Origin of the sequence: Massilia sp. BKSP1R2A-1 (assembly GCF_050586525.1) — a bacterium.
Lineage (GTDB): Bacteria > Pseudomonadota > Gammaproteobacteria > Burkholderiales > Burkholderiaceae_D > Telluria.
Genome location: NZ_JBOBRE010000018.1, coordinates 1 through 20580 on the forward strand (window position 1 = coordinate 1; position 20580 = coordinate 20580).

At 68.2% G+C, this 20580-nt stretch carries 18 protein-coding genes, 1 tRNA gene and 1 pseudogene; 10 read left to right on the forward strand and 10 right to left on the reverse strand.

Going from position 1 to position 20580, the window contains the following annotated elements; genetic code table 11:
* Window positions 1–44: 44 nt before the first annotated feature.
* From ACQ7JA_RS22290 to ACQ7JA_RS22300, 3 genes are all read right to left on the reverse strand, one after another.
* Entirely contained in the window at window positions 45–2162 is a 2118-nt protein-coding gene (locus ACQ7JA_RS22290; protein WP_430901841.1) for a M13 family metallopeptidase, read from the reverse strand.
* Window positions 2163–2279: 117 nt separating this feature from the next.
* Complete coding sequence (locus tag ACQ7JA_RS22295; protein WP_430901843.1) at window positions 2280–3422, reverse strand: branched-chain amino acid ABC transporter substrate-binding protein; 1143 nt, start codon at window positions 3420–3422, stop codon at window positions 2280–2282.
* Between the two features lie 127 nt (window positions 3423–3549).
* On the reverse strand, window positions 3550–4422 hold the full coding sequence (locus ACQ7JA_RS22300) for a class I SAM-dependent methyltransferase (RefSeq protein ID WP_430901845.1): 873 nt from the start codon (window positions 4420–4422) through the stop codon (window positions 3550–3552).
* Between the two features lie 263 nt (window positions 4423–4685).
* On the opposite strand from ACQ7JA_RS22300, the gene ACQ7JA_RS22305 reads away from it, so the two are divergent.
* A complete protein-coding gene (locus ACQ7JA_RS22305; protein WP_430901847.1) occupies window positions 4686–5192 on the forward strand; it encodes a host attachment protein in 507 nt (168 codons plus the stop codon).
* A gap of 53 nt (window positions 5193–5245) precedes the next feature.
* Here the strand turns inward: ACQ7JA_RS22305 and ACQ7JA_RS22310 are convergent, their stop codons facing one another.
* Window positions 5246–6538, reverse strand: coding sequence for a diguanylate cyclase (locus tag ACQ7JA_RS22310; RefSeq protein ID WP_430901849.1), 1293 nt, complete (start codon window positions 6536–6538; stop codon window positions 5246–5248).
* Between the two features lie 346 nt (window positions 6539–6884).
* On the opposite strand from ACQ7JA_RS22310, the gene ACQ7JA_RS22315 reads away from it, so the two are divergent.
* The 3 genes from ACQ7JA_RS22315 (at window position 6885) to uvsE (ending at window position 10856) form a co-directional block, all read left to right on the forward strand.
* Window positions 6885–8696, forward strand: coding sequence for a hypothetical protein (locus ACQ7JA_RS22315; protein WP_430901851.1), 1812 nt, complete (start codon window positions 6885–6887; stop codon window positions 8694–8696).
* Between the two features lie 229 nt (window positions 8697–8925).
* Window positions 8926–9807: a CAP domain-containing protein gene (locus ACQ7JA_RS22320; protein WP_430901853.1), complete on the forward strand. Its 882-nt coding sequence runs from the start codon at window positions 8926–8928 to the stop codon at window positions 9805–9807.
* 152 nt (window positions 9808–9959) lie between these two features.
* Window positions 9960–10856, forward strand: coding sequence for a UV DNA damage repair endonuclease UvsE (uvsE, locus tag ACQ7JA_RS22325; protein ID WP_430901855.1), 897 nt, complete (start codon window positions 9960–9962; stop codon window positions 10854–10856).
* Window positions 10857–10881: 25 nt separating this feature from the next.
* Here uvsE and ACQ7JA_RS22330 read toward each other — a convergent pair whose 3' ends face one another.
* The gene (locus ACQ7JA_RS22330) at window positions 10882–11571 is read right to left on the reverse strand and encodes an alpha/beta fold hydrolase (RefSeq protein WP_430901857.1); all 690 of its coding nucleotides are present in this window, start codon (window positions 11569–11571) and stop codon (window positions 10882–10884) included.
* 46 nt (window positions 11572–11617) lie between these two features.
* Window positions 11618–12535: a serine O-acetyltransferase EpsC gene (gene epsC, locus ACQ7JA_RS22335; protein ID WP_430901859.1), complete on the reverse strand. Its 918-nt coding sequence runs from the start codon at window positions 12533–12535 to the stop codon at window positions 11618–11620.
* A 154-nt stretch (window positions 12536–12689) separates the two neighbouring features.
* Between epsC and ACQ7JA_RS22340 the strand changes: the two genes are divergently transcribed.
* The 6 genes and pseudogenes from ACQ7JA_RS22340 (at window position 12690) to ACQ7JA_RS22365 (ending at window position 15811) form a co-directional block, all read left to right on the forward strand.
* Entirely contained in the window at window positions 12690–13175 is a 486-nt protein-coding gene (locus ACQ7JA_RS22340) for an acyl-CoA thioesterase (protein ID WP_430901861.1), read from the forward strand.
* A 66-nt stretch (window positions 13176–13241) separates the two neighbouring features.
* The gene (locus tag ACQ7JA_RS22345; RefSeq protein WP_430901863.1) at window positions 13242–13805 is read left to right on the forward strand and encodes a lipocalin family protein; all 564 of its coding nucleotides are present in this window, start codon (window positions 13242–13244) and stop codon (window positions 13803–13805) included.
* A gap of 58 nt (window positions 13806–13863) precedes the next feature.
* A tRNA-Phe gene (locus ACQ7JA_RS22350) sits at window positions 13864–13939 on the forward strand.
* Between the two features lie 214 nt (window positions 13940–14153).
* A pseudogene (locus tag ACQ7JA_RS22355) lies at window positions 14154–14288 on the forward strand (IS3 family transposase); the annotation flags it as partial.
* A 135-nt stretch (window positions 14289–14423) separates the two neighbouring features.
* The gene (locus tag ACQ7JA_RS22360) at window positions 14424–15083 is read left to right on the forward strand and encodes an SOUL family heme-binding protein (RefSeq protein ID WP_430902004.1); all 660 of its coding nucleotides are present in this window, start codon (window positions 14424–14426) and stop codon (window positions 15081–15083) included.
* Window positions 15084–15115: 32 nt separating this feature from the next.
* Window positions 15116–15811 carry an SDR family NAD(P)-dependent oxidoreductase gene (locus tag ACQ7JA_RS22365; RefSeq protein WP_430902005.1) on the forward strand — a complete coding sequence of 232 codons (696 nt, stop codon included), beginning with the start codon at window positions 15116–15118 and terminating at the stop codon, window positions 15809–15811.
* Here the strand turns inward: ACQ7JA_RS22365 and ACQ7JA_RS22370 are convergent.
* The 4 genes from ACQ7JA_RS22370 to ACQ7JA_RS22385 are packed head-to-tail and all read right to left on the reverse strand — an operon-like array spanning window position 15784 to window position 20528.
* A complete protein-coding gene (locus ACQ7JA_RS22370; RefSeq protein WP_430901865.1) occupies window positions 15784–16953 on the reverse strand; it encodes an ABC transporter permease in 1170 nt (389 codons plus the stop codon). The two genes, ACQ7JA_RS22365 and ACQ7JA_RS22370, sit on opposite strands and share 28 nt — an antisense overlap.
* Window positions 16950–18131, reverse strand: coding sequence for an ABC transporter permease (locus ACQ7JA_RS22375; protein ID WP_430901867.1), 1182 nt, complete (start codon window positions 18129–18131; stop codon window positions 16950–16952). The genes ACQ7JA_RS22370 and ACQ7JA_RS22375 overlap by 4 nt, the downstream gene beginning before the upstream one ends.
* A 7-nt stretch (window positions 18132–18138) precedes the next feature.
* Window positions 18139–19113, reverse strand: a complete 975-nt coding sequence (locus ACQ7JA_RS22380; protein ID WP_430901869.1) for an HlyD family secretion protein — start codon at window positions 19111–19113, stop codon at window positions 18139–18141.
* Between the two features lie 5 nt (window positions 19114–19118).
* Complete coding sequence (locus tag ACQ7JA_RS22385; protein ID WP_430901871.1) at window positions 19119–20528, reverse strand: TolC family protein; 1410 nt, start codon at window positions 20526–20528, stop codon at window positions 19119–19121.
* Window positions 20529–20580: the final 52 nt, after the last annotated feature.

The window sequence follows — 20580 nt, forward strand, 5'->3', positions numbered from 1 at the left end:
AAAAAAAACGCCACCTGACGGTGGCGTTCGCTGGTATCCCCCGCTTACCAGAAGATCACGCGATCCTTCGGCTCCAGGTACATCTTGTCGCCCGGCTTGACGTCGAAGGCTTCGTAGAAGCCCGGATGGTTGCGCAGGCTGCCGTTGACGCGGAATTCCGACGGCGAGTGCGGGTCGGTCTTGACCTGGGAGATCAGCGCGGCGTCGCGCGCCTTGCCCTTGCGCGCCTGCGACAGGCCCATGAAGATGCGCTGCTCGGCGGTGAAGCCGTCGATCACCGGACCGGGCTTGCCCTTCAGGTAGATCTTGTAGGCGCGGCTGGCCATGATGGCGCCGGCGTTGTCGGCGATGTTCTCGCCCAGGGTCAGCTCGCCGTTCAGGTTGTAGCCGGGCAGCGGGCTGTAGCCGGCGTACTGGTCCACCAGCACCTTGCCGCGCGCCGCGAACTGCTTGGCATCCTCTTCGGTCCACCAGTTGCGCAGGTTGCCGTCGCCGTCGTACTGCGAACCCTTGTCGTCGAAGGCGTGGCTGATCTCGTGGCCGATCGAGATACCGACCGAACCGTAGTTCACCGCCGGCTCGGCATTCGCGTCATACAGCGGGTACTGCAGGCGCGCCGCCGGGAACACGACTTCGTTCAGGGTCGGGCTGTAGTAGGCGTTGACGGTCTGCGGCGACATGCCCCAGACGCTGCGGTCGACCGGCTTGCCGAGGCGGTTCACCATGTAGTCGTGGCCGAACTCGCGGGCGCGGATCACGTTGCCGACCAGGTCGCCGCGCACGATCTTCAGCCTGGAGTAGTCGCGCCACTTGTCCGGGTAGCCGATCTTGACGTTGATCTTGGCCAGTTTGGCGTGCGCCTGCTTCTTGGTCTCCGGCGACATCCACTCGAGCTGGTCGATGCCTTCACCGAAGGCGGTGATGAAGTTCTTCGCCATGTCCAGCACCTGCTGCTTGCGCTCCGGCGGGAAGTGCTGGGTCACGTAGGCCTTGCCCACGACTTCGCTCAGGGTGCGGTTCACTTCGGCGATCGCGCGCTTTTCCAGCGGACGGTTTTCCTTCTGGCCCGACAGCACCGCGCCGCGGAAGGCGAAGCTCTCGTCGACGAAGGCCTGCGACAGGTAGGGCGCATAGCTGCTCAGCGCGCGGAACTCGAAATACGACTTCCAGGTGTCGACCGGGGTGGCCGCGATCAGCTTGTCCAGGCCTTCCAGGTAGGACGGCTGGCTGACGATGACCGACGTCACCTTGCCGGCGCCCGTGCCCTTCAGGTAGGTATCCCAGTCGAAGCCCGGCGCCAGGGCGCGCAGCTCGGCCAGGGTCTTCTTGTTGTAGCGCTTGACCGGGTCGCGGTTCTCGACCTTGGTCCACTGGATGCGGGCGATCTCGGTTTCCAGCGCCACGATTTGCTGGGCCTTGGCAGCTGCGTCCTGGTGGCCGGCCAGCGCCAGCATCTTCTCGACGTGGGCCTGGTACTTGGCGCGGGTGTCCTGCAGGCGCGCGTCCTTGTCGTTCAGGTAGTAGTCGCGGTCGGGCATGCCGAGGCCCGACTGCGAGATGCCGACCACGTAGCGGGTCGAATCACGGTTGTCCTGGCCCACGCCCATGCCGACCGGGCCATCGACGCCGATGCGGTCGAGACGGGCCATCAGGGCGGCCAGGCCGCGCTTGTCCTTCAGCGCCTGGATGCGCGCCAGTTCCGCTTTCAAGGGCGCCAGGCCGAGCTGGTCACGGCGCGCCTGGTCGACGTAGCTGGTGTAGAGGTCGCCGATTTTCTGGGCTTCCGAGCCGGCTTTCGCATTCTTCTGGGCGGCTGCGTCGGCGATGATGGCGCTGATCTGCTGCTCGACACGTTCCTGCGCGATGCTGAAAGCGCTCCAGCTGGAACGGTCCGAAGGAATGTCGACATCCTTCAGCCATTTGCCCTGCGTGTAGCGGAAGAAGTCATCCTGGGGACGGACGTCGCGGTCCATCGCGGTGATGTCGATGCCGGAGGCCGTTGCGGCGACGGCGCTCGCCGGCGCCGTGGTGGCGGCAGCGCTCGATGGCGCTACGACTGTAGCCCTCGATGGCGCTACGACTGTAGCCCCATCGTGCGCAAAGGCAGGGGCGGCAACGACGAACAACCCCGCAATCACACTGCTGCACAGGCTACGCTTCATCTCATTCTCCATTATTGGTGTTAGGAATCAAATGATCCTAATCCAACTGGAAGCGCCATGCCAAGGGCAGATTTGTACAGGTGTTGTTACATACACTCGTCAATACGCGTATGCATTTCAGCGCCCGCGCACCACTTGCAGCTTGACCTTCTTGCCCTGGCGATAGGTGTACAAGGTCATCGCGGCGTCGCGCAGATCGCCCTTCGCATCGAAGGCGATGGAACCGGTCACGCCCTCGTGGCGCACGGCGGCGAGTTGCGGCAGGAAGCGCGCCGGCTGGGCCGACCCTGCCTTCTGCATCGCCTGCGCGAACACCATCACCGCATCGTAGGCATAGGGTGCATAGGTCTCCACCGGCATGCCGTAACGCTGGCGATAGCGTTCGAGGAAGGCAGTATAAGCGGCTTCGCGCGGCCCTTCGACGCCGCCGGCGACGGCGCACACCACCCTGCCCTCGCCCAGCGCATCGCCCGCCAGCAGCGGCAGCTTTTCCGAGCACACGCCGTCCCCGGAGACCATGGCCGCCTGCAGGCCCAGGGTCTTCATCTGCTTGAGCATGGGGCCGGCCACCGCATCCATGCCGCCGTAGAAGATCACGTCGGGTTTCTTGCCGCGGATCTGGGTCAGGATGGCGCTGAAGTCGGTGGCCTTGTCGTGGGTGAACTGGCGGCTGACGATGGCGGCGCCGCCGCGCTTGCGCACCTCCTTGAGGAATTCGTCGGCCAGGCCCTGGCCGAAGGCGGTCCGGTCGTCGATCACGGCGATGCGTTTCGCCTTCAGGGCCACGAGGGCGTGGCCGGCCAGGGTGCGGCCGATCAGGCTGTCGTCGGCCACCACCCGGAACGCCGTCCTGTAGCCCTGGCGGGTGTAGACCGGCGTGGTGGCGGCCGGCGAGATCTGGGGCACGCCCGCGTTCGCATAGATCTTCGATGCCGGCACCGTAGGGCCGGAATTCAGGTGGCCGACCACGGCGGCCACGCGCGCATCGACCAGTTTCTGGGCCACCGCCGTGCCGGTCTTCGGGTCGCTGGCGTCGTCCTCCGCCATCAGGCGCCAGCGCACCTTCTGCCCGTCCAGCACGATGCCCTTGCCGTTCAATTCGTCGATGGCCATGCGGGCGCCGTTCTCGATGTCCTTGCCCTGGTGGGCGCCAGGGCCGGACAGGGGCGAGGCGGTGCCGATGACGACATCGCGCTGCGCGCTCGCAGGCGCGGCCGCCAGGGTGAGGAGGAATGCGGACAACAGTGCGGACGGGCGCATGGCGGCCTTTCTCGAAGGGATGGCTTCGATTGTACTGCCGGGAAAGATGAGCAGCCAGCAGCAAGCGTGCGGCCGGCCGTGGCGAAGAGATGGCGCGGCAGGCCCCCGCCTGCCTGCCGCGCATGGTTTAGTGCAGGACCTCGGGCAGGCGCTTGACGATCACCGCTTCGAGGTATTCGGCGGGCGCCACCAGCGCGTCGTCGCCGGCCACGTTGAAACGCTGGAGCATGGCGGCGATATCGGCCTCCAGGGCCTGCTGCCGGTCCGCGTCGAGCGCGCCGAAGGCCTTGTGCAGGGGGCCGTAGTAGTCGCGAAAGACCTGGATCCAGTGCGCCGGCGAGGCGTAGCGGAAGTTGAAGATCCGGCGCGTGCAGCGCACGCTGGCCGCCTCCGCACCGAAGAGCTGGCGCAGGTAGTCTTCATTACCCCACTGCGAAGGCGGCGACAGGCCGGCCGGGGGAGCCACGTAACGCCCCAGGATATTGAACAGCTGGCCGATCATGCCCTCCGCCGTCCAGTTCGCGAGGCCGATCCGCCCGCCGGGGCGCACCACCCGCATCATCTCGCGCGCGCAGCGCTGCTGGTCGGGCGCGAACATGACGCCGAAGGTGGACAGGGCGACATCGAAGCTGGCGTCTCCGAAAGGCAGCGCCTCGGCATCGGCCTCGCGGAAGTCGATCTGCAGGCCTTCGGCCGCCGCCCGCGCACGCCCCTTTTCGAGCAGGGCGGGCACGTAGTCGGTGGAGGTGACGCGCGCGAAGCGGTGCGCGGCGGCCAGGCTGGCATTGCCATTGCCCGCCGCGATGTCGATGACGCGCTCGCCGGCGCGGATGTCGGCCGCCTCGGCCAGCGACTCGCCGACGATCTGCAGGGTGACGCCGACGACGGCGAAGTCGCCGCTGGCCCAGGTGGCCTGCTGGCGCTGCTTGATGGCCGCATAGTCCGGCCCGACGGCATCGGGCTGGCGCGGCGCCGGTGTGGAAGGAACAGGTTGACTCATCGTAGCTCTCCTTCGAAAAAGCCGGGGAAGCTCGGTTAGACATGCGGGCCGTGCAAAAGATCGCGCGCAGCTTCAGCCCGCGCACGGTAGGCGGCGCCGGTGCGCCGGGCTTCGGGAAGCGGGGCTATACTGGGCCAACGCCTGATCGAGCTGCACATGGCCGCCGCCATGGGCCGGAGGCCTGCTGTTCGCGCAGGTATTTCCGCCCGTCATGAGCCCTGCTGCAGGCGATCACCGACAACTCACAACCGACAGGGGGTAGCATGCCAACAACCTGGATTATTGCGGCCAATGCGGGCCGTGCACGATTCTTCTCCGAGTCCGACGCCAACGAACCGTTGCAGGAAATGCAGGACATGGTCAACCCCGCTGCGCAGCTGCGCACCGTGGATACCGAGACCGACCGGCTCGGCCCGACCTCGGCCGCCGGCAGCGCGCACAATATCGGGAGCAATGCCGGCGCCGGCTTTGCGCACAACGCCCAGGCGGGCGCGCCGAACAAGCAATACCAGCCCGCCCAGACGCCGCAGCAGCATGCGACCGACCTGTTCGCCAAGGACGTGGCGGAATTCCTCCTGAAGTCGCACCAGGAAGGCCGCTACCAGCAGCTGATGCTGGCCGCCTCGCCGGAATTCCTGGGCGTGCTGCGCACCAAGCTCAACCCGCAGGTCCAGCAGCTGATCAAGACCGAGGTCAACAAGGACTACACGCACTCGAGTGCCCAGCAGTTGCGCGAGCAACTGCACGCGCAGCAGACCAGGCTGCAATAAGGCATCGCCGCCATCACCACGCCAGGCTGGATGCCTGGCGTTTTTGTTGGTGCTCAGCTGGCCGCCAGCCTGCGGGCGCCATCCTCCCGCGCACAGATGCGATTGCGCCCGCCCTGCTTGGCCTCGTACAGCATCGCGTCGGCGCGCAGGAACAGCTCGTTCTCGCTGCGGTGCTCGGGATAGGCCGCCACCCCGCCGCTGAAGGAGAAGTGGCGGGTATCGCCCGGCCCGACCTCGAAGGGGATGGCGCAGAAAGCCTGGCGCATGGCATCCATGCGACGCTGCCCTTCTTCCAGCGAGCAATCCCAGAACACCAGCACGAATTCCTCGCCGCCAAAACGGCTGAGCAGGCCCTGCTCGCCCAGCCGGGATGCCAGGGTGAGCGAGAGGCGCTTGATGACGATGTCGCCGAAGGAATGGCCCCAGGTATCGTTAATCGTCTTGAACTTGTCGATGTCGATCACGCCATAGGCCAGGGGAAGGCCGTCCTGCGCCGCCTGGCGGATCAGGTCCTGGGCCTTCTTCTGCAGGCCGACCTTGTTCAGGAGACCGGTGGCGCGGTCCTTGCCGATCAGGTCCTTGTTGATGCGAATCTTGCCGGCCCGGTTGAGCAGCTGGGCTTCCAGCAGCGCCGGGTCGCTCATGTCGAAGACCGCGTCGAAGCCATCCAGGAGCGCGCGCCGCGCCAGGGCGGCATCCGGCCGGCGCTGCAGCAGCGCGGTTTCGCGTACCGGGTCCGCTTCAATATTGCGCTTGAGCACGCGAACAATGGCATCGGTGCGCGCGTATTCGGTGTCGCTCACCAGGATCAGGTCCGGCTGCAGTTCCTTGACGCGCACGTGCAGCGTGTACGGGTCCTGGTGGCGCACCAGTTCGATGCGACGCAGCAAGAGGGCCGCCTCGTCCAGCCCCGCTACTTCGCCCAGCACGGCAACGCGCACCAGGTCGCCGCGCTTCTTCTGCACGAAGAGGTTGAACAGCTTGTCGACCAGCACATCGTTGGCGATCGGCTTTTCGGCATAGGCCAGGCAATTGCTGTCGACCAGGCGCTGCTGCAGCAGGAAGCGGCCGCCCTGGCGCGCGCTCTGCAGGTAGATATAGCTGTGATCGCCCGGCAGGCGCTGCAGCAGCTCGCCCAGCATCAGGGTCCGGCGGCCCTCGCCCATGTCCGCCTGCATCGTGTGCAGGGCGTCGAGGTCGATGACGTAGAGGTTGTCGCCATTGTCGCGCGCCACCGCCTCGACGAAGCGGCTGACCTCGTCGAAGAAAACGATGTCGAAATCGTATTTGTGGGCGTGCAGCAGCAACTCGGACCGGTTGTCCTTGATGAAGAAACTTTGACACAAGACCAGGACATGATTCCTGTAGAGCGGCGCGCCACTTGGCATGTTTCGTCAAATCCCTTGATGAGTTCCAGAGCCCTGGTTTTAGGAAGATTGCAACACGATTGTCGGATGGTCTGTGACGAAATGCAACTACAGCCGGCCGGAAACAAGGACTCCCCTATGGCGCCGAGTGTTGCATTCGCGTCAATCCGGCTGTCGGCAAAATCTTGAAAACGATAGAGAATACTCTGATCCGGCGCAAAGGGCGCAACTGCTGCCTTGCAGTTTCCGAACCAGGAGCATCCGCTCGACTCCAAACCAGACGGGCGGCGCATGCTGCCGGTATTGCATCCGATGGAGGATACCGATGAAACCCCAGCACCTCCTCGCAGCGCTCGGCGCAGTCGCCGTCGCGGCCGTGGCGGCCCTCCCCGTCGCACCCACCTCTGCGCAGCAGGCCAAGGGAGCAGCCGCGTCCGGCTTCGATCCCCTGTTCGCCGGCGCCCGGTGTGCCCGCGGCCAGGCCGGGCGTCCGCCCCTGCTCGACCGGCTGGTGCTGGCCCAGGCCGAGACCAAACCCTTCAAGCCGGGCCAGCAGCTGCCCGCTCCGGCCACCGAGGCCCCGCCGCCCCTGTACGGCAATCTCGGCGCCCTGCACGTCAAGGTCACCACCTCGGTGCCGAAGGCCCAGGCCTATTTCGACCAGGGCCTGCGCCTGACCTTCGCCTTCAACCATGCCGAAGCCGGGCGCGCCTTCCGCGCCGCCCGCCAGCTCGACCCGAACTGCGCCATGTGCCACTGGGGCGAGGCCCTGGTGATGGGGCCGAACATCAACGCGCCGATGTTCCCCGAGGCTGCTGCACCGGCTGCGGCAGCCGCCGCCCGTGCGGTGGCGCTTGCCGGCACCACGACGCCGGCCGAACAGGCGCTGATCCGCGCCGTCGCCAGGCGCTACGCGGCCACGCCGCCGGCGGACCGGGCGCCCCTCGACAAGGCCTATGCCGACGCGATGGGCGAAGCGGCGCGCAGCTTCCCCAACAACGACACCATCCAGGTGCTGTACGCCGAATCCCTGATGGACCTGGCGCCCTGGGACTACTGGGAAGCCGGCGGCGCGCGGCCCAGGCCGAACAGCGTCGCGATGCTGGCCGCCCTCGAGCGCGTACTCGAGCGCAACCCCAGCCATCCGGGCGCGGCCCACTACTACATTCACGCCGTGGAGGCCTCCACCCATCCGGAGCGCGCCCTGCCCTCGGCCCAGGTGCTGGCGCGCCAGATACCGGGCGCCGGCCACATCGTCCACATGCCTTCGCACATCTATTACCGGCTGGGCAAGTACCGCGAAGCCCTGCAATCGAATCTCGATGCCATCGCCGTCGACGAGAAATACTTCGGCGGCTCGCCCAGCGACCCGGTCTACAAGGGCGCCTATTACCCGCACAACATCCACTTCGTGATGGTGTCCGCCCTGATGGGCGGCAAGGGTGAGGTCGCGCTCGAGGCCGCCAACAAGCTGGACAGGGCGGTGCCCGCCGAGCTCCTGAAGGGCTTCGCCGGGCTGCAGCCGGTGAAGGCGGCGCCCTATTTTTCGCATGTGCAGTTCAGCTCGCCCGACGTGCTCCTGGGCCTGCCCGATCCGGGGCCGGACTTCGTGCTGGTCAAGGCCATGTGGCATTACGCAAGGGCCGTGGGCTTCGCGCGCAAGGGCCTGCTGAGCGAAGGCCGGCGCGAAGTCGCGGCGCTCGACCGCATCGAGCAAAGCGCCGACTTCAAGCCGATCGCCGACTGGGGCGTCCCGGCGCGCGAGATCGTGCAGACGGCGCGCGCCGTCGCACGCGGCCGGCTGCTCGATGCCGGCGGCGACCTGCCGGGCGCGGCCGCGGCCTACCGCGAGGCGATCGCGGTGCAGGACAAGCTGCCCTATATGGAGCCGCCCTACTGGTACTACCCGGTGCGCCAGTCGCTGGGAGTGGTCCTGCTGCGCAGCAAACAGTTGGACGCCGCCGAGCAGGTGTTCCGCGATTCGCTGGCGCGCACGCCCAGCAATGGCTGGGCCCTGCGCGGCCTCATCGAGGTCTACCGGCAACGCGGCGATACGGCGGCGCTGGCGGCGGCGCAGAAGCGCTTCGAGACCACCTGGCTGGGAGAACGGGGCGGGCCGGCGCTGGCACGCCTGTGAATGCGCCCTGCTGTTGCGCCTTGTTACAGGCCGGCGCTTTGCAGGCGCCGGCCGCACTGCTATAGTGAGCGCGTACCGGCAGTCCGGCGAAAGCTGCACCGGCCATCGAAAACGCTGACCTTGCCGGGTCGGCGTTTTTGCTTTGTACCTGTCTTTCTTTCCTGTCAATTCACTTCCGACATGCCGCAGCGCTGTGAGCGCGCGCCATGCTTGATGAGGAAGCACCATCTTGCAAGCACATTTTTCGTCTGTCGCTTTCCGGCTGGGGAGCACGCTGGCCGCGCTGCTGTTTGCCGCAAGCAGCGGCGCAGCCGCGGCCCAGGGCAGCGAGCTGGGCCCCATGGTCAATGCCTTCCGTGCGGCGCCAGGCAGCTGCCGGGGCGCCGCCGCCACGCCCGCGGCAAGCCTGGCCGAGCCGGCAGCCCTGTCGCGCGTGCGCATCGGGCCGGGCACCTTCATCGAACTGGCGCTGGAACGCGCCGGCTTCGCGGCCGACCATGCCGAAGCGATCAGCGTGACCGGACCGGCGACCGCGCAGGAGGCCATGACGGTGCTGCAGGAAAAATACTGCCGCACCCTGCTCAGCCCCGGGTTCTCGGCCGTGGGCAGCTACCGCGAAGGCAATGAATGGACCGTGGTGCTGGCGCGCGCGGCGCCGCCCCTGCCCTCCGAGACCTTCCCCGACTGGCAGGATGCCGGCCAGGCCATCCTCGAGGGCGTGAACGCGGCCCGCGCCAACGCGCGCAGCTGCGGCGACCGGCGCTTCGGACCGGTGCCGCCGGTGCGCTGGAACCCGGCCCTGGGCGAGGCCGCGCTGGCGCACAGCCGCGACATGGCGGCCAGGCGCTACTTCAACCACAAGGCCAGGGACGGCAGCCAGGTGGCCCAGCGCGCGACGCGGGCCGGCTACCAGTGGAGCCGCGTCGGCGAGAACATCGCCTTCGGCCAGAGCTCGCCCGCCGAGGCCGTGGCCGGCTGGCTGGAGAGCCCGGGGCATTGCGCGAACATCATGAATCCGGGCTTCACCGAGATGGGCGCCGCCTACGGCATCGCGGCCGAGCGGCGCAGCGGCCTGGTCTACTGGACCCAGGTCTTCGCCACGCCGCGCTGAGCCTGCGGCCTCGCGCGGCCAACGCGCTGCGCGTCCCGTTTCCGACCCGCACAATGCGGTGTGCCGTACCGCCCGAAGAAGCGGCCTGCGCTAGACTGCCCCGACAGCGCGGCCGCCGCGGCCGCGCATGAACCGCAAGCAACAGGCAGACCATGCAACCACATCTCGGACTCGTGTGCATCACCGCGTCGAAGGACGTCCGCTACCGCACGGTGACCCGCAAGCGCCTCCTCGAACACAGCCTCGACGCCCAGGAAAAACTGCTCGAAGACCTGTACCGCGACAATATCCAGACCTTCGACAATGCCATGCGCTATTGCGAGGCCGAGGGCATCGGCCTGTACCGCCTGCCCTCCTCGATCTTTCCTTTCGCCGACGAGGACATCGGCCGCGCGGTGCTGGCGCCCTTCGCCGAGACCCTCGGCCGCTCGGGGCGACGCGCGACGGAGCGCGGCGTCCGCCTGGTGATGCATCCCGACCAGTTCGTGGTGCTCAGTTCGGATTCGGAAGGGGTGGTCGCGAACAGCGTCAAGATCCTGCAGATGCATGCCGACATCATGGATCTCCTTGAACAGCCGCGCTCGTCCTGGGCCCTGCTGGAGATCCACGGCGGCAAGGGCGATCGCGCCGACGCCCTGGTCGAGCGCATCGCCCAGCTGCCCGACGGCATCCGCTGCCGCCTCGGACTGGAGAACGACGAGTACGCCTACGGCGCCGAGGAGATCCACGCCATCTGCATGCGCGCCGGCGTGCCCATGGTATTCGACGCCCACCACCACGTGGTGCACGACAAGCTCGACAGCTACGAGCACCCGAGCGTGGGCGCCATGCTGCGCAAGGCGCGCGAGACCTGGATCAATCCGGCCCACCAGCTGGTGCACATCTCGAACGGCCGCGACGGCTTCAACGACCGCCAGCATTCGGACCTGATCGGCGTGATGCCCTCGTCCTATCTCGGCGCGCCGTATATCGAGATCGAGGCCAAGATGAAGGAAGAAGCGATCCGCGGACTGCGCGGCTGGGCGTCATCCGCCGATGCGCGCCCGTAGGGATGGCCGGCGAAGCCGGCCATCCCTACGAAACCCGCTCCAGCCAGGGCAGCATGACCGACAGCAGCGCTTCGGGCGCCTCGATCGGCACCATGTGACCGCTGTCCTCGATCACCGCCAGCTCTGCGCCGGGAATGCCGGCCTGCAGCTCTTCGGATTCCACGCGGCTGCGCAGACGGTCGTGGCCGGCCGCAATCACGAGCGTCGGGCAGCGGATCTCGCCGAGGCGCTCGCGGTCGCCCGCGCGCACGATGGCCGACTGGCGCCGGAATACCTCGCCGCCCAGCCGCACACCCATGGCGCGCACGCGCTCGATCAGTGCTTCGTTGCCGGCTTGGTCGGGATGGAGGGAGGTGGCGATCGCGGTGCGGCTCAGTCCCGAGAAGGATACCGAGGCGGCGGCCGCGCCGACCGTTCCGCGGCTTTGCCGCAGCGAAGGGCTGTCGGCGCGCGAGGAGGTCGCAATCAGGACCAGGGCGCGGACACGTTCCGGCGCCAGGCGCGCGATCTCGCGGGCGACGTAGCCGCCCATCGAGAAGCCGACCAGGATGAATGCATCGGGTACGTGGGCGAGGACGTGGGCCGCCATCGCTTCGATGGTGGCATCGTGACGCAGGTCGGCGTGGACCACGGGCCCGAACTGGGCGAGGCCGTCGGTCACGTCGTCCCAGAGCGTTTCATCGGCCATGTAGCCGGGTACGAGCAGGATGGACATCGCGCCATGATAGCAGTGCGCCGGCATGGCCGCAGGAGCAAGCCCCCTAGGTATTGCGCATCTGCGCCTGCGACACATTGCTGCCTGGAGGCACACTCTGGGTGAGCCAGACGTTGCCGCCGATGGTCGAACCCGCGCCCACCGTGATGCGTCCGAGGATGGTGGCGCCGGCGTAGATGACGACATCGTCCTCGACGATCGGGTGGCGCGGCGAACCCTTGACCAGAGCGCCGCTGGCGTCCACCGGGAAACGCTTGGCGCCCAGGGTCACCGCCTGGTAGAGGCGCACGCGCTCGCCGAGGATGGCGGTCTCGCCGATGACGACGCCGGTGCCGTGGTCGATGAAGAAGCTGCCGCCGATTTGCGCCGCCGGGTGGATGTCGATCCCGGTCAGCGAGTGCGCGATGTCGGCCGCCAGCCGCGCCAGGAAAGGCACGCCGAGGCGATGCAGGCAGTGCGCCAGGCGGTGGTAGAGGATGGCAATGGTGCCGGGGTAGCACAGCATGATCTCGGCCACGGAACTCGCCGCCGGATCGCCCGCCATGGCGGCCTGCACGTCCGACACCAGCAGCGCGCGGATGCCTGGCAGGCTGGCCGCGAACGCGCGCGTGATCGCCTCGGCGCGCTCGGCAAGACCGGCTTCGTCGGCGTCCGTGAACTGCGGCGAGAAACGCAGCGCGCGCCGCACCTGGCCCACCAGGCGGTCGAGCGTGACGCCCAGCGTATCGCCGACAAAATAGTCGATGCTCTCGTCGTTCAGGTCAGGCCGTCCGTAATGGGTGGGAAACAGCGCCGCAGAGACGCCATTGACCACCTGCGTCAGGACCTCGCGCGAAGGCAGCTCGCGCACCCGGCCATGATGACGGATGTTGTGGGTCGACTCGCGCGAGGTGCGCAGCGCGTCGATGATGGGGCCCAGGTGCCAGTGCACGGAGCCGTTCGGGGTTGGAAGTTCGCTGTTCATGAGCCCGAGCCTAAACCAGCTTGGCGCGATTGGGAACGATTCAGATCACACTTCGATATAAGAAAATCATCGTTAGGTATGCGGACCTTGTTATTGCTGTGCAGCAGTTTTTGGCGCAGCATAGCATCGAGATTATTTTCCGACGAGTCCACGCATGAACCTGCCTTCCCACCAGCTGTCGATGACGGTCCTGATGACCCCGGACACGGCCAATTTTTCCGGCAACGTCCACGGCGGCACCATCCTCAAGCTGCTCGACCAGGTCGCCTATGCCTGCGCCAGCCGCTACGCCGGCCGCTACGTCGTGACGATGAGCGTCGACCAGGTGACCTTCCGCCAGCCCATCCACGTGGGAGAACTGGTGACCTTCCTGGCCTCGGTGAACTATGCCGGCCGCAGCTCGATGGAGATCGGCATCAAGGTGATCGCCGAAGACATCCGCTCGAAGGTGGTGCGCCATGTAAACAGCTGCTTCTTCACCATGGTCGCGGTGGACGACGATCGCAAGCCGGTGGCGGTGCCGCCGCTTGCCCCGTCGACGCCGGACGAGGAGCGCCGCTACGAGGAAGCCAAGGGCCGCAAGGAGGCCCGCCTGGCGCTCGAGCGCCAGCATGCGGAACGGGCGGCGGCGCGCAGCTAGGCTGCCGTGCGGCATGATGCCGGCCGGGCGGCTACGATAGCTGCTCGACCATTACCAGGAGTAAGCATGAAAAACGTCTTGCGGACAATGCCGGCGCTACTGGCGCTGCTGCTCGCATTCCAGGCCCACGCAGCCGCGCCCGACAGCGCGGCCAAGCCCCTGACGACCATTCCCTCGCTCGACCTGAAGCGCTATGCCGGCACCTGGTACGAGATCGCCAAATTCCCGAACTCCTTCCAGGACAAGTGCGTCGGCTACACGACCGCCACCTACAGCGCGCGCGAGGACGGCCGGGTCGACGTCGTCAACCGCTGCCGCCGCAAGGATGGCGACAACGACGTCGCCGAGGGCATCGCGCGCCAGCCGGAGGGCCCGACCTCGCCCAAGCTCGAAGTGCGCTTCGCGCCCGCCATCGTCTCTTTCCTGCCGATGGTCTGGGGCGACTACTGGGTGATCGACCTGGATGCGAACTACACCCTGGCCGCGGTCAGCGAGCCGAAGCGCGAGTACCTGTGGATCCTGTCGCGCACGCCGACGGTCGACCCGGCCGCCTACGACGCGCTGTTGAAACGGCTGGCCGCGCAGGGGCTGGACATGAAGCGGCTGGTGCCCACCAAACAGGCACCGTAGCCGTGTTTTCCCGCAGCACTACCGCCGCGTCAATGCTTGTGCTAGAATGCGAGCCCTTGGCCTGGTAGCTCAGTTGGTAGAGCAGAGGATTGAAAATCCTTGTGTCGGTGGTTCGATTCCGCCCCGGGCCACCAAGAGCATCGATCACGAAACGCCAACCCATGCAGGTTGGCGTTGTCGTTTCTGGCCCGCTCGTCTCGCGTCCGGTCTCTTTCCGGAGAGGCTGTCACTTGTCTTGCAACCGTCCGAATCGCCCAACCGCCCGGCGCACACCTTCGTGAATCGACGACGGTTTCATGGACACTCTTGCGCCATGATTCCAGGCTGAAGGAGAGATCATGCTTGGAAAGCGCACCGAACCCATTGCAGCGGCGATTCGATGTTCAAGAACCAAACCGTGTGTGGGTCACCGGCATCACCTACATCCGCACTTGCGAAGGGTGGCTTTGCTTCGCTGCAGTGCTCGACCTGTTTTCGCGCCAGGGCTTCTGCATCGGACCTGACCCGTACCAGACCCGTTGCCGCTCGTGCCCGTTTCGGAACAGGCTTGTCCGTCCCCCCATTTCGCAGCATGATATCCATGAATCCGACCTGTTCGCCACGCTGCCGAGGATGTCCATGAATCTTGCCAATCAAGTCCGCCGCCGCACCCTGCCCGGCCAGGCGGCATGGCTGTCCGCCACGCTGCTCCTGCTGGTGCTGGGAATGATTCCCGCGGCCAGCCATGCGGTCGAGGAACCGGCATACACGGTCGTCCAGGCATTTCCGGCATTCGAGATCCGACGCTATGCCGGCTATGCGGTTGCCGAGGTCGTGGTGGCCGGTCCGGCGCAGGATGCGGCGAGCCGCGCCTTCCCGATCCTGGCGGGCTACATCTTCGGCAACAACAAGGGCGAGCGCAAGCTTGCCATGACCGCACCGGTGACCCAGGCCGCCACGCCCGTCAAGCTGGACATGACGGCGCCGGTCACGCAAAGCGCCAGCCAGGACGGCTTCCTGGTGCAATTCGTCCTGCCGGCCGGCATCGATGCGGCCCGTGCGCCGGTTCCGCTGGATGCGCGCGTCACCTTGCGCGACGTACCGCCAAGGCGGGTCGCGGTGATCCGCTATTCCGGCTTCTGGTCCGAGTCGAACTACGACAGGCACCTGGCCAAGCTTCAGGATGCCTTGCGCGCGGCCGGCATCGCCTGGAAGGGCGAGCCGGTACTGTCCCGCTACAACGGTCCGATGACGCCCTGGTTCATGCGGCGCAACGAAATCTGGCTCGCGCTCGATTGATCATGGAAGCTGCAGGGAGCCCCCCCGGCATGATGAACAGTCTCCCCGAGGGCTTCCACGCCCTGGTGACCGGCGCTTCCGGCGCGCTCGGCGCCGCCTTCGTCGAGCTGCTCCGGAACGCGCCGCGTTGCGCGTCGGTACGCGGCCTGCATCGCCATTCCACGCCGGCCCTCGACTTCGGCGACGAGGCCGGCATCGCGGAGGCGGCGCGCATGCTGGCGGACGGCCCGCGCTACCACCTGATCATCAACGCGGCCGGCGTGCTGCACGGCCCGGGTTTCATGCCCGAAAAGCGCCTGGCCGACCTGAACTACCCGCAGCTGCAGGCGACGTTCCAGGCCAATGCCTTCGGCCCCGCCCTGCTCATGCGCCATTTCGCTCCGCTGCTGGCGCGCGAGCGCGCCATCATGGCGATGCTGTCGGCCAAGGTGGGCAGCATCGGCGACAACCGGCTGGGCGGCTGGTACAGCTACCGGGCGTCCAAGGCCGCGCTCAACATGCTGGTCAGGACCGCCGCCATCGAACTGGCGCGCAGCCACGCGGACGCCGTGCTGGTCGCGCTGCACCCGGGTACGGTGACGTCAAGCCTGTCGCGGCCGTTTCGCGGCGACAGCATCGGACGCCCGGCGCACAGCGCCGCCGTCGACATGCTGCGGGTGCTCGATGCCCTGACGCCCGCCGACAGCGGCGCGTTCCGGGCCTACGACGGCAGCGCGCTGCCCTGGTAGTCCGGCCCGTCGCCGCGCCGGCGCCAGCGGCGCAGGCCCAGCATGATGAACACCAGCGCCAGCGCAGTGAGCGCCAGTACTTCGCGACGCAGTTCGGCCAGCGAAGCACCCATCTGGTTGGCCGCAATGAAGCCCTGGATCGCGGCGGTCGAGGGCAGCAGCCAGCGCAGCTCCTGCAGGGGCCACGGCAAGGCGCTGGCCGGCCACGCCAGGCCGGCCAGGAACAGCACCGGCATCGAGCTCGCCACCAGCAGCTGGACGCTGCGCTCGCGGGTGCGGAAGAACAGCCCCATGAAGATCCCGAGCGCCGCCACGCAGACGCTGTACAGCAGGCTCAGCACCAGGATGGCTGCCGGGTTGCCGCCGCGCGGGTAGTCCTGCCACCAGAACACGAAGCCAAAGTAATATGCGGCGTTCAGGAGCACCACGCTGGCAAAGGCGCCGAGTGCGCCCGCGTAGGAGGCGGCGCTGGCCGCGTAGGGGAAAGTCCCGCTGCTGGTCCAGCTGCCGAACAACAGGCCGATCCCGAGCAGGAAGGTCTGCTGCATCAGCAGCACCACCACGCCCGGGACGATATACGAGGCATAGCCCTCGCTGACGTTAAACATCGGCAAGACTTCGAGCGCCACTGGCTGGCGCTGCGCGGCCGCCTGCTGCGCGGACGGCGTGGCGGCTCCCAATCGCTTGAGTTCGACGCCGGCCGAGACCGTGCCCACCACTTCGGCCAGGCCGTTCAGGACCACCTTGTTCATGAGCGGATAGGCGCCCATGCCGCCCACTTCGACCTCCGGCTGCCTGCCGGCCAGCAGCTTGCCGCTGAAATCGGCGGGGATGAACATGACGCCGGCGGCCTCGCCGCGCCAGATCCATTCCTGGGCCTGTTCCGGGCGGGTGGTGACGCCGGCCACCGTGAGGCCAGGGTGGGCGCCGGCCCAGCGGATCAGCTGGCGCGACAGGGCCGAGCCGTCCTGGTCGACCACCGCCACCGGCACGCGGTGCACCGTTTCGCCGCTGTAGGGGAGCGGGTAGAAGAACGAATAGATGACGCCCGAGATGAACAGCAGCAGCAGCGCCGCCTTGTCGCCCAGGATCGCGCGCCAGGTGAGGCGCCAGGCCTGGCGCGCGGCCGCCAGGCGGCTCATGCCTTGCCCCAGCTGTCCGGCTGGCGCATGCGCGCGGCCAGGCGCAGGTAGCCGGCCGCGCCCAGCACGGCGCTGAAGCCGGCCAGCACCGCCAGCGCCCCGAGCCCGAAGCGCAGCGGGGCCCCGGCCAGCCAGACCTTGTTCACCAGCTCCAGGAAATGGGTCAGGGGCAGCGCCTCGGCCCATAGCCGCGCGGCGGCCGGCATTGCCAGCACCGGGAAGCCCTGGCCGGAAAAGGCGAAGGCCGGCGCCGTGACGAAGGCGCAGGCCGACAGGGCCGAGCGCAGCGAGCCGGAGAAGGCGGCGATGCAGGTGCCCAGGGCCAGGCAGGCTGCGACGAACAGGACGGCGCCGAGCGCCATCGCCAGCGCGCTGCCCAGCACCGGCCAGCCCAGCAGCGCGCCGAACCCGACGCCCACCAGTACCGCGTGCAGCAGGAACACCGCCGCCGGAATCGCCAGCTTGGACAGCACGGCCACCGCCGGCCGCCCGCCCGCCGTGTCCAGCCAGTCGGGCACGCTGGCGGCGCGCAGTTCGCGCCCGATCGCGGTCAGCGCGGCCAGGGTGGCGCAGATATGCAGCAGGCTCCACACGGCCGGCAGCGCCAGCGCGGGCACCATGCTGCCGCTTTCGTTGAACAGCGCCACTGCGCGGGAGGCGACCGGCTCGAGCTGCTGGGCGGCCTGCTCCGGGCCGGCGCCGCGCCTGGCGCGTCCCTGCAGCTCGGCGCCGGCCGAGATGGTCGCCACCACCGCGCGCACGTCGCGCGTCATGGCCCCGGTATGCGCCGGATACTGGGCGTTGTACGCCCATTGCAGGCCGAGCGCTTCGCCGCGCGCCAGGCGCTCTCCCATGCGCGCCGGGATCGACACGATGCCATATACCTCGCCGGCGCGCAGCGCCGCCAGCGCCTCGGCGTCGCTCACGGCCGGCACCGGCCGCAAGCCGGGCGACTGGTCCAGCATGCGCACCAGGCTGCGCGACTGCGCGGACTGGTCGAGGTCGCGTAGCGCCAGCGGCAAGTCGCGGGCAATGCCGGCGGAAAAAATCCACCACGTGAGCAAGTACAGGGCCAATGGAATCCAGCCCAGCATCGCCAGGTCCCAGCGGTCGGCGCGCAGGCGCGCCCACTCGCGCGCGAGCGATGCCGACCAGGCGGAAGGGGCGCGGGCGGACATCGGCGGCTCAGCGCTCGAACACCACCGTCATTCCCGGACGCAGGCCCGGCACCGGCGCCGTCGGCCGCAGCCGCAGCTCGAAGGTGCGCAGGTCGGTGCCGCCGGGGCGGGCGGCGCGCCAGGTGGCGAAGGCCGGCAGCGCAGATACGGTCTCGACCTTGAACGAGGCGCCTGTCTTCAGGGCCGGAATATAAGCCTGGTGCACGGTTCCCTGGGCGAAAGGCTTGAACATGTCCTCGCGCACCGCCAGCACGGCCCAGACGTCGCCGAGGTCGACCAGGGTAAGTACCGGGAATCCCTGCGGCGCCAGCTCGCCGGGCTGGATCGCGATTTTCGTCACTTCCCCCGCCGCCGGCGCCGTGATGCGCGTCTCGTCGAGCGCCGCACCGGTCTCGGCCAGCGCGCCGGCCACCTGGCGCAGCTGCGCTTCGGCGGCCAGCTTGTCTTCCGGGCGTGCGCCCTGGCGCGCCAGGTCGTACTGGGCCCTGGCGGCCGTCGCCTGTTCGTTGGCCGAGCGCGCCTGCGCCTCGGCCTCATCGCGCTTCTGGCGCGCGACCACCCCTTCGGCGTACATCGCAGCGATCCGCTGGTAGGTCAGGCTGGCCAGCCGGGCGCCGGCTTGCGCGCGCTCCCAGTTGGCGCGCGCGGCGGCGATTTCCTGCGGCCGCGCGCCGGCCTGCACTTTCTGGCTGGCGGCGCGGGCCGCGTCGCGCGCGGCCTCGGCCTGCGCCACTTTGGCCCGTACTTCCGGGCTGTCCAGCTCGAACAGCAGGTCGCCGCGCGCAACCGTCTGCCCGAGTCGCACGTGGACCCGGCCAACCCGCCCGGGAACCTTCGACGAGACATTGATCTCCTGCGCTTCGATCTGTCCCTGAACGGGATCGCGGATCGGCTGGAAAGCCTGGTACAGGCCCCACGCGAGCAGGACGATGATGGCGGCGGCGGCGATGGCGGCCAGGCGCCGGTTGCGGGCTTCTGCCATGATGGTCAGTCCTTCGTGAAGTCGACGGTGTGGGTGGCCGTACGTGAGAGCGCATACAGGCGGTCCGGATCGCCGGAGGTGCCGAGCAGCCTGGCCAGGGCCAGGACGTAGTCGTAGGCCGCTTGTGCCCGCTCAAGCGATGTCTTGGTGGAATTGAGCGCGGCGTCGGCGACCTCGGTCGAGGTGGCCTGGCCATTGCGAAACGCTACCTGCGCCAGGTGCAGCGTCTCGTCCGCCAGGGCGATCGCGGAATCCATGGACAGGTAACGCAAACGCGCATCCTCCATGGTGCGCCACTGGCTTTCCGCCAGGGTCGGAATATCGCGTCCGGCCTGTTCGGCGGCGGCGTCGACGCGCTGCTGCTCGAGCCGGGCGGCGGAGATCATCCTGGCGCGGTCGATGCGTTCGACCAGCGGTACGCTGACCGATACGCCCACCAGCCAGTTGGCGCGGCTGGAGCTGCCGCGATTGAGGTTGTAGTTGGCGATGCCGATGACGGTGGGGCTGAACGCGCGCCCCTGCAGCTGCAGCGCCGCATCGGCCTGCTTGCGCTTGCTGGCGATCTGTTTCCAGGATGCGTTCGAGGCCATGGCGGCGTCGATGAACGAGGCCAGCGAGCCGGGCGCCTGCGCGTGCACGAACAGCGGCGTGGTGGGAAGGACGGCGCCGGGCGCGTCGAGCAGGCGGCGCAGGGCGAGCTGGGCGATCTCGAGATCGCTTCCCGCCTTGGCCGCTTCCCTGAGCGCATTGTCGACGGCGACATCGGCTTTCAGGCGCTCCACTTTGGCAATCAAGCCGCCAAGCTCCATCTTGTGCGCCATGCGCTGGTGTTCCTTCGCGACGTCCGCCGCAGCGCTGCGCAATTGCCAGGCCTTCCGGGCCAGCTGCACCTTGAAATAACGCTCCGCCAGCTGGGTCGCCAGCGCATCCTGCTCCGCCTGGACGGCCGCGCCGGCTTCGTCGGCGCGGCCCGCTGCGGCCTGCTTGACCGCATCGAGGCGCCCGCCGGTATAAAGCGGCCAGACCGAGCTCAGTCCGAGCGAACGCACATCGAATACCCGGTCGGCATTCAGGGAGGGGGGAATGTCCGGCAGGTTCAGCGCCGGCAGGGGCGGCAGCGAGTCGAGCAGCGGATTGGCCAGCTGCGCGATCGCGCCGGTGTCGACGCTGAAGGTCGTCGAGACCCGCCCGGCAAAGCCGGACAGGCGCACATCCGGGCCGTCGATGCGGCGCAGCGCCTCGGCTTGCAACTGCCTCGCCTGGAAGTCGAGCCGTGCCCCGTTCACCGATCCGGCACTGGCCCGCGCGCGGCGCAGGGCCTCGGCGTAATCGACGCCGTCAGCAGCGTGCGCGGCCCCGGCCAGCGCCAGCAGCGCCACGGCCGCGATTCCAGGCAGGACAGTCCGCAATTCCATGTCTCGCTCCGGTAGTCGATGGTGGACCTGCCATCCGCGGCGCGCACGCCCG

Bases quoted from the DNA above. Each gene is read 5' to 3' on its own strand.
- epsC (WP_430901859.1), bottom strand. From the start codon at position 12,535: ATGAACAGCGAACTTCCAACCCCGAACGGCTCCGTGCACTGGCACCTG.
- ACQ7JA_RS22385 (WP_430901871.1), bottom strand. From the start codon at position 20,528: ATGGAATTGCGGACTGTCCTGCCTGGAATCGCGGCCGTGGCGCTGCTG.
- ACQ7JA_RS22375 (WP_430901867.1), bottom strand. From the start codon at position 18,131: ATGTCCGCCCGCGCCCCTTCCGCCTGGTCGGCATCGCTCGCGCGCGAG.
- ACQ7JA_RS22345 (WP_430901863.1), top strand. From the start codon at position 13,242: ATGAAAAACGTCTTGCGGACAATGCCGGCGCTACTGGCGCTGCTGCTC.
- ACQ7JA_RS22290 (WP_430901841.1), bottom strand. From the start codon at position 2,162: ATGAAGCGTAGCCTGTGCAGCAGTGTGATTGCGGGGTTGTTCGTCGTT.
- uvsE (WP_430901855.1), top strand. From the start codon at position 9,960: ATGCAACCACATCTCGGACTCGTGTGCATCACCGCGTCGAAGGACGTC.
- ACQ7JA_RS22305 (WP_430901847.1), top strand. From the start codon at position 4,686: ATGCCAACAACCTGGATTATTGCGGCCAATGCGGGCCGTGCACGATTC.
- ACQ7JA_RS22295 (WP_430901843.1), bottom strand. From the start codon at position 3,422: ATGCGCCCGTCCGCACTGTTGTCCGCATTCCTCCTCACCCTGGCGGCC.
- ACQ7JA_RS22360 (WP_430902004.1), top strand. From the start codon at position 14,424: ATGAATCTTGCCAATCAAGTCCGCCGCCGCACCCTGCCCGGCCAGGCG.
- ACQ7JA_RS22300 (WP_430901845.1), bottom strand. From the start codon at position 4,422: ATGAGTCAACCTGTTCCTTCCACACCGGCGCCGCGCCAGCCCGATGCC.
- ACQ7JA_RS22365 (WP_430902005.1), top strand. From the start codon at position 15,116: ATGAACAGTCTCCCCGAGGGCTTCCACGCCCTGGTGACCGGCGCTTCC.
- ACQ7JA_RS22380 (WP_430901869.1), bottom strand. From the start codon at position 19,113: ATGGCAGAAGCCCGCAACCGGCGCCTGGCCGCCATCGCCGCCGCCGCC.
- ACQ7JA_RS22330 (WP_430901857.1), bottom strand. From the start codon at position 11,571: ATGTCCATCCTGCTCGTACCCGGCTACATGGCCGATGAAACGCTCTGG.
- ACQ7JA_RS22315 (WP_430901851.1), top strand. From the start codon at position 6,885: ATGAAACCCCAGCACCTCCTCGCAGCGCTCGGCGCAGTCGCCGTCGCG.
- ACQ7JA_RS22370 (WP_430901865.1), bottom strand. From the start codon at position 16,953: ATGAGCCGCCTGGCGGCCGCGCGCCAGGCCTGGCGCCTCACCTGGCGC.
- ACQ7JA_RS22340 (WP_430901861.1), top strand. From the start codon at position 12,690: ATGAACCTGCCTTCCCACCAGCTGTCGATGACGGTCCTGATGACCCCG.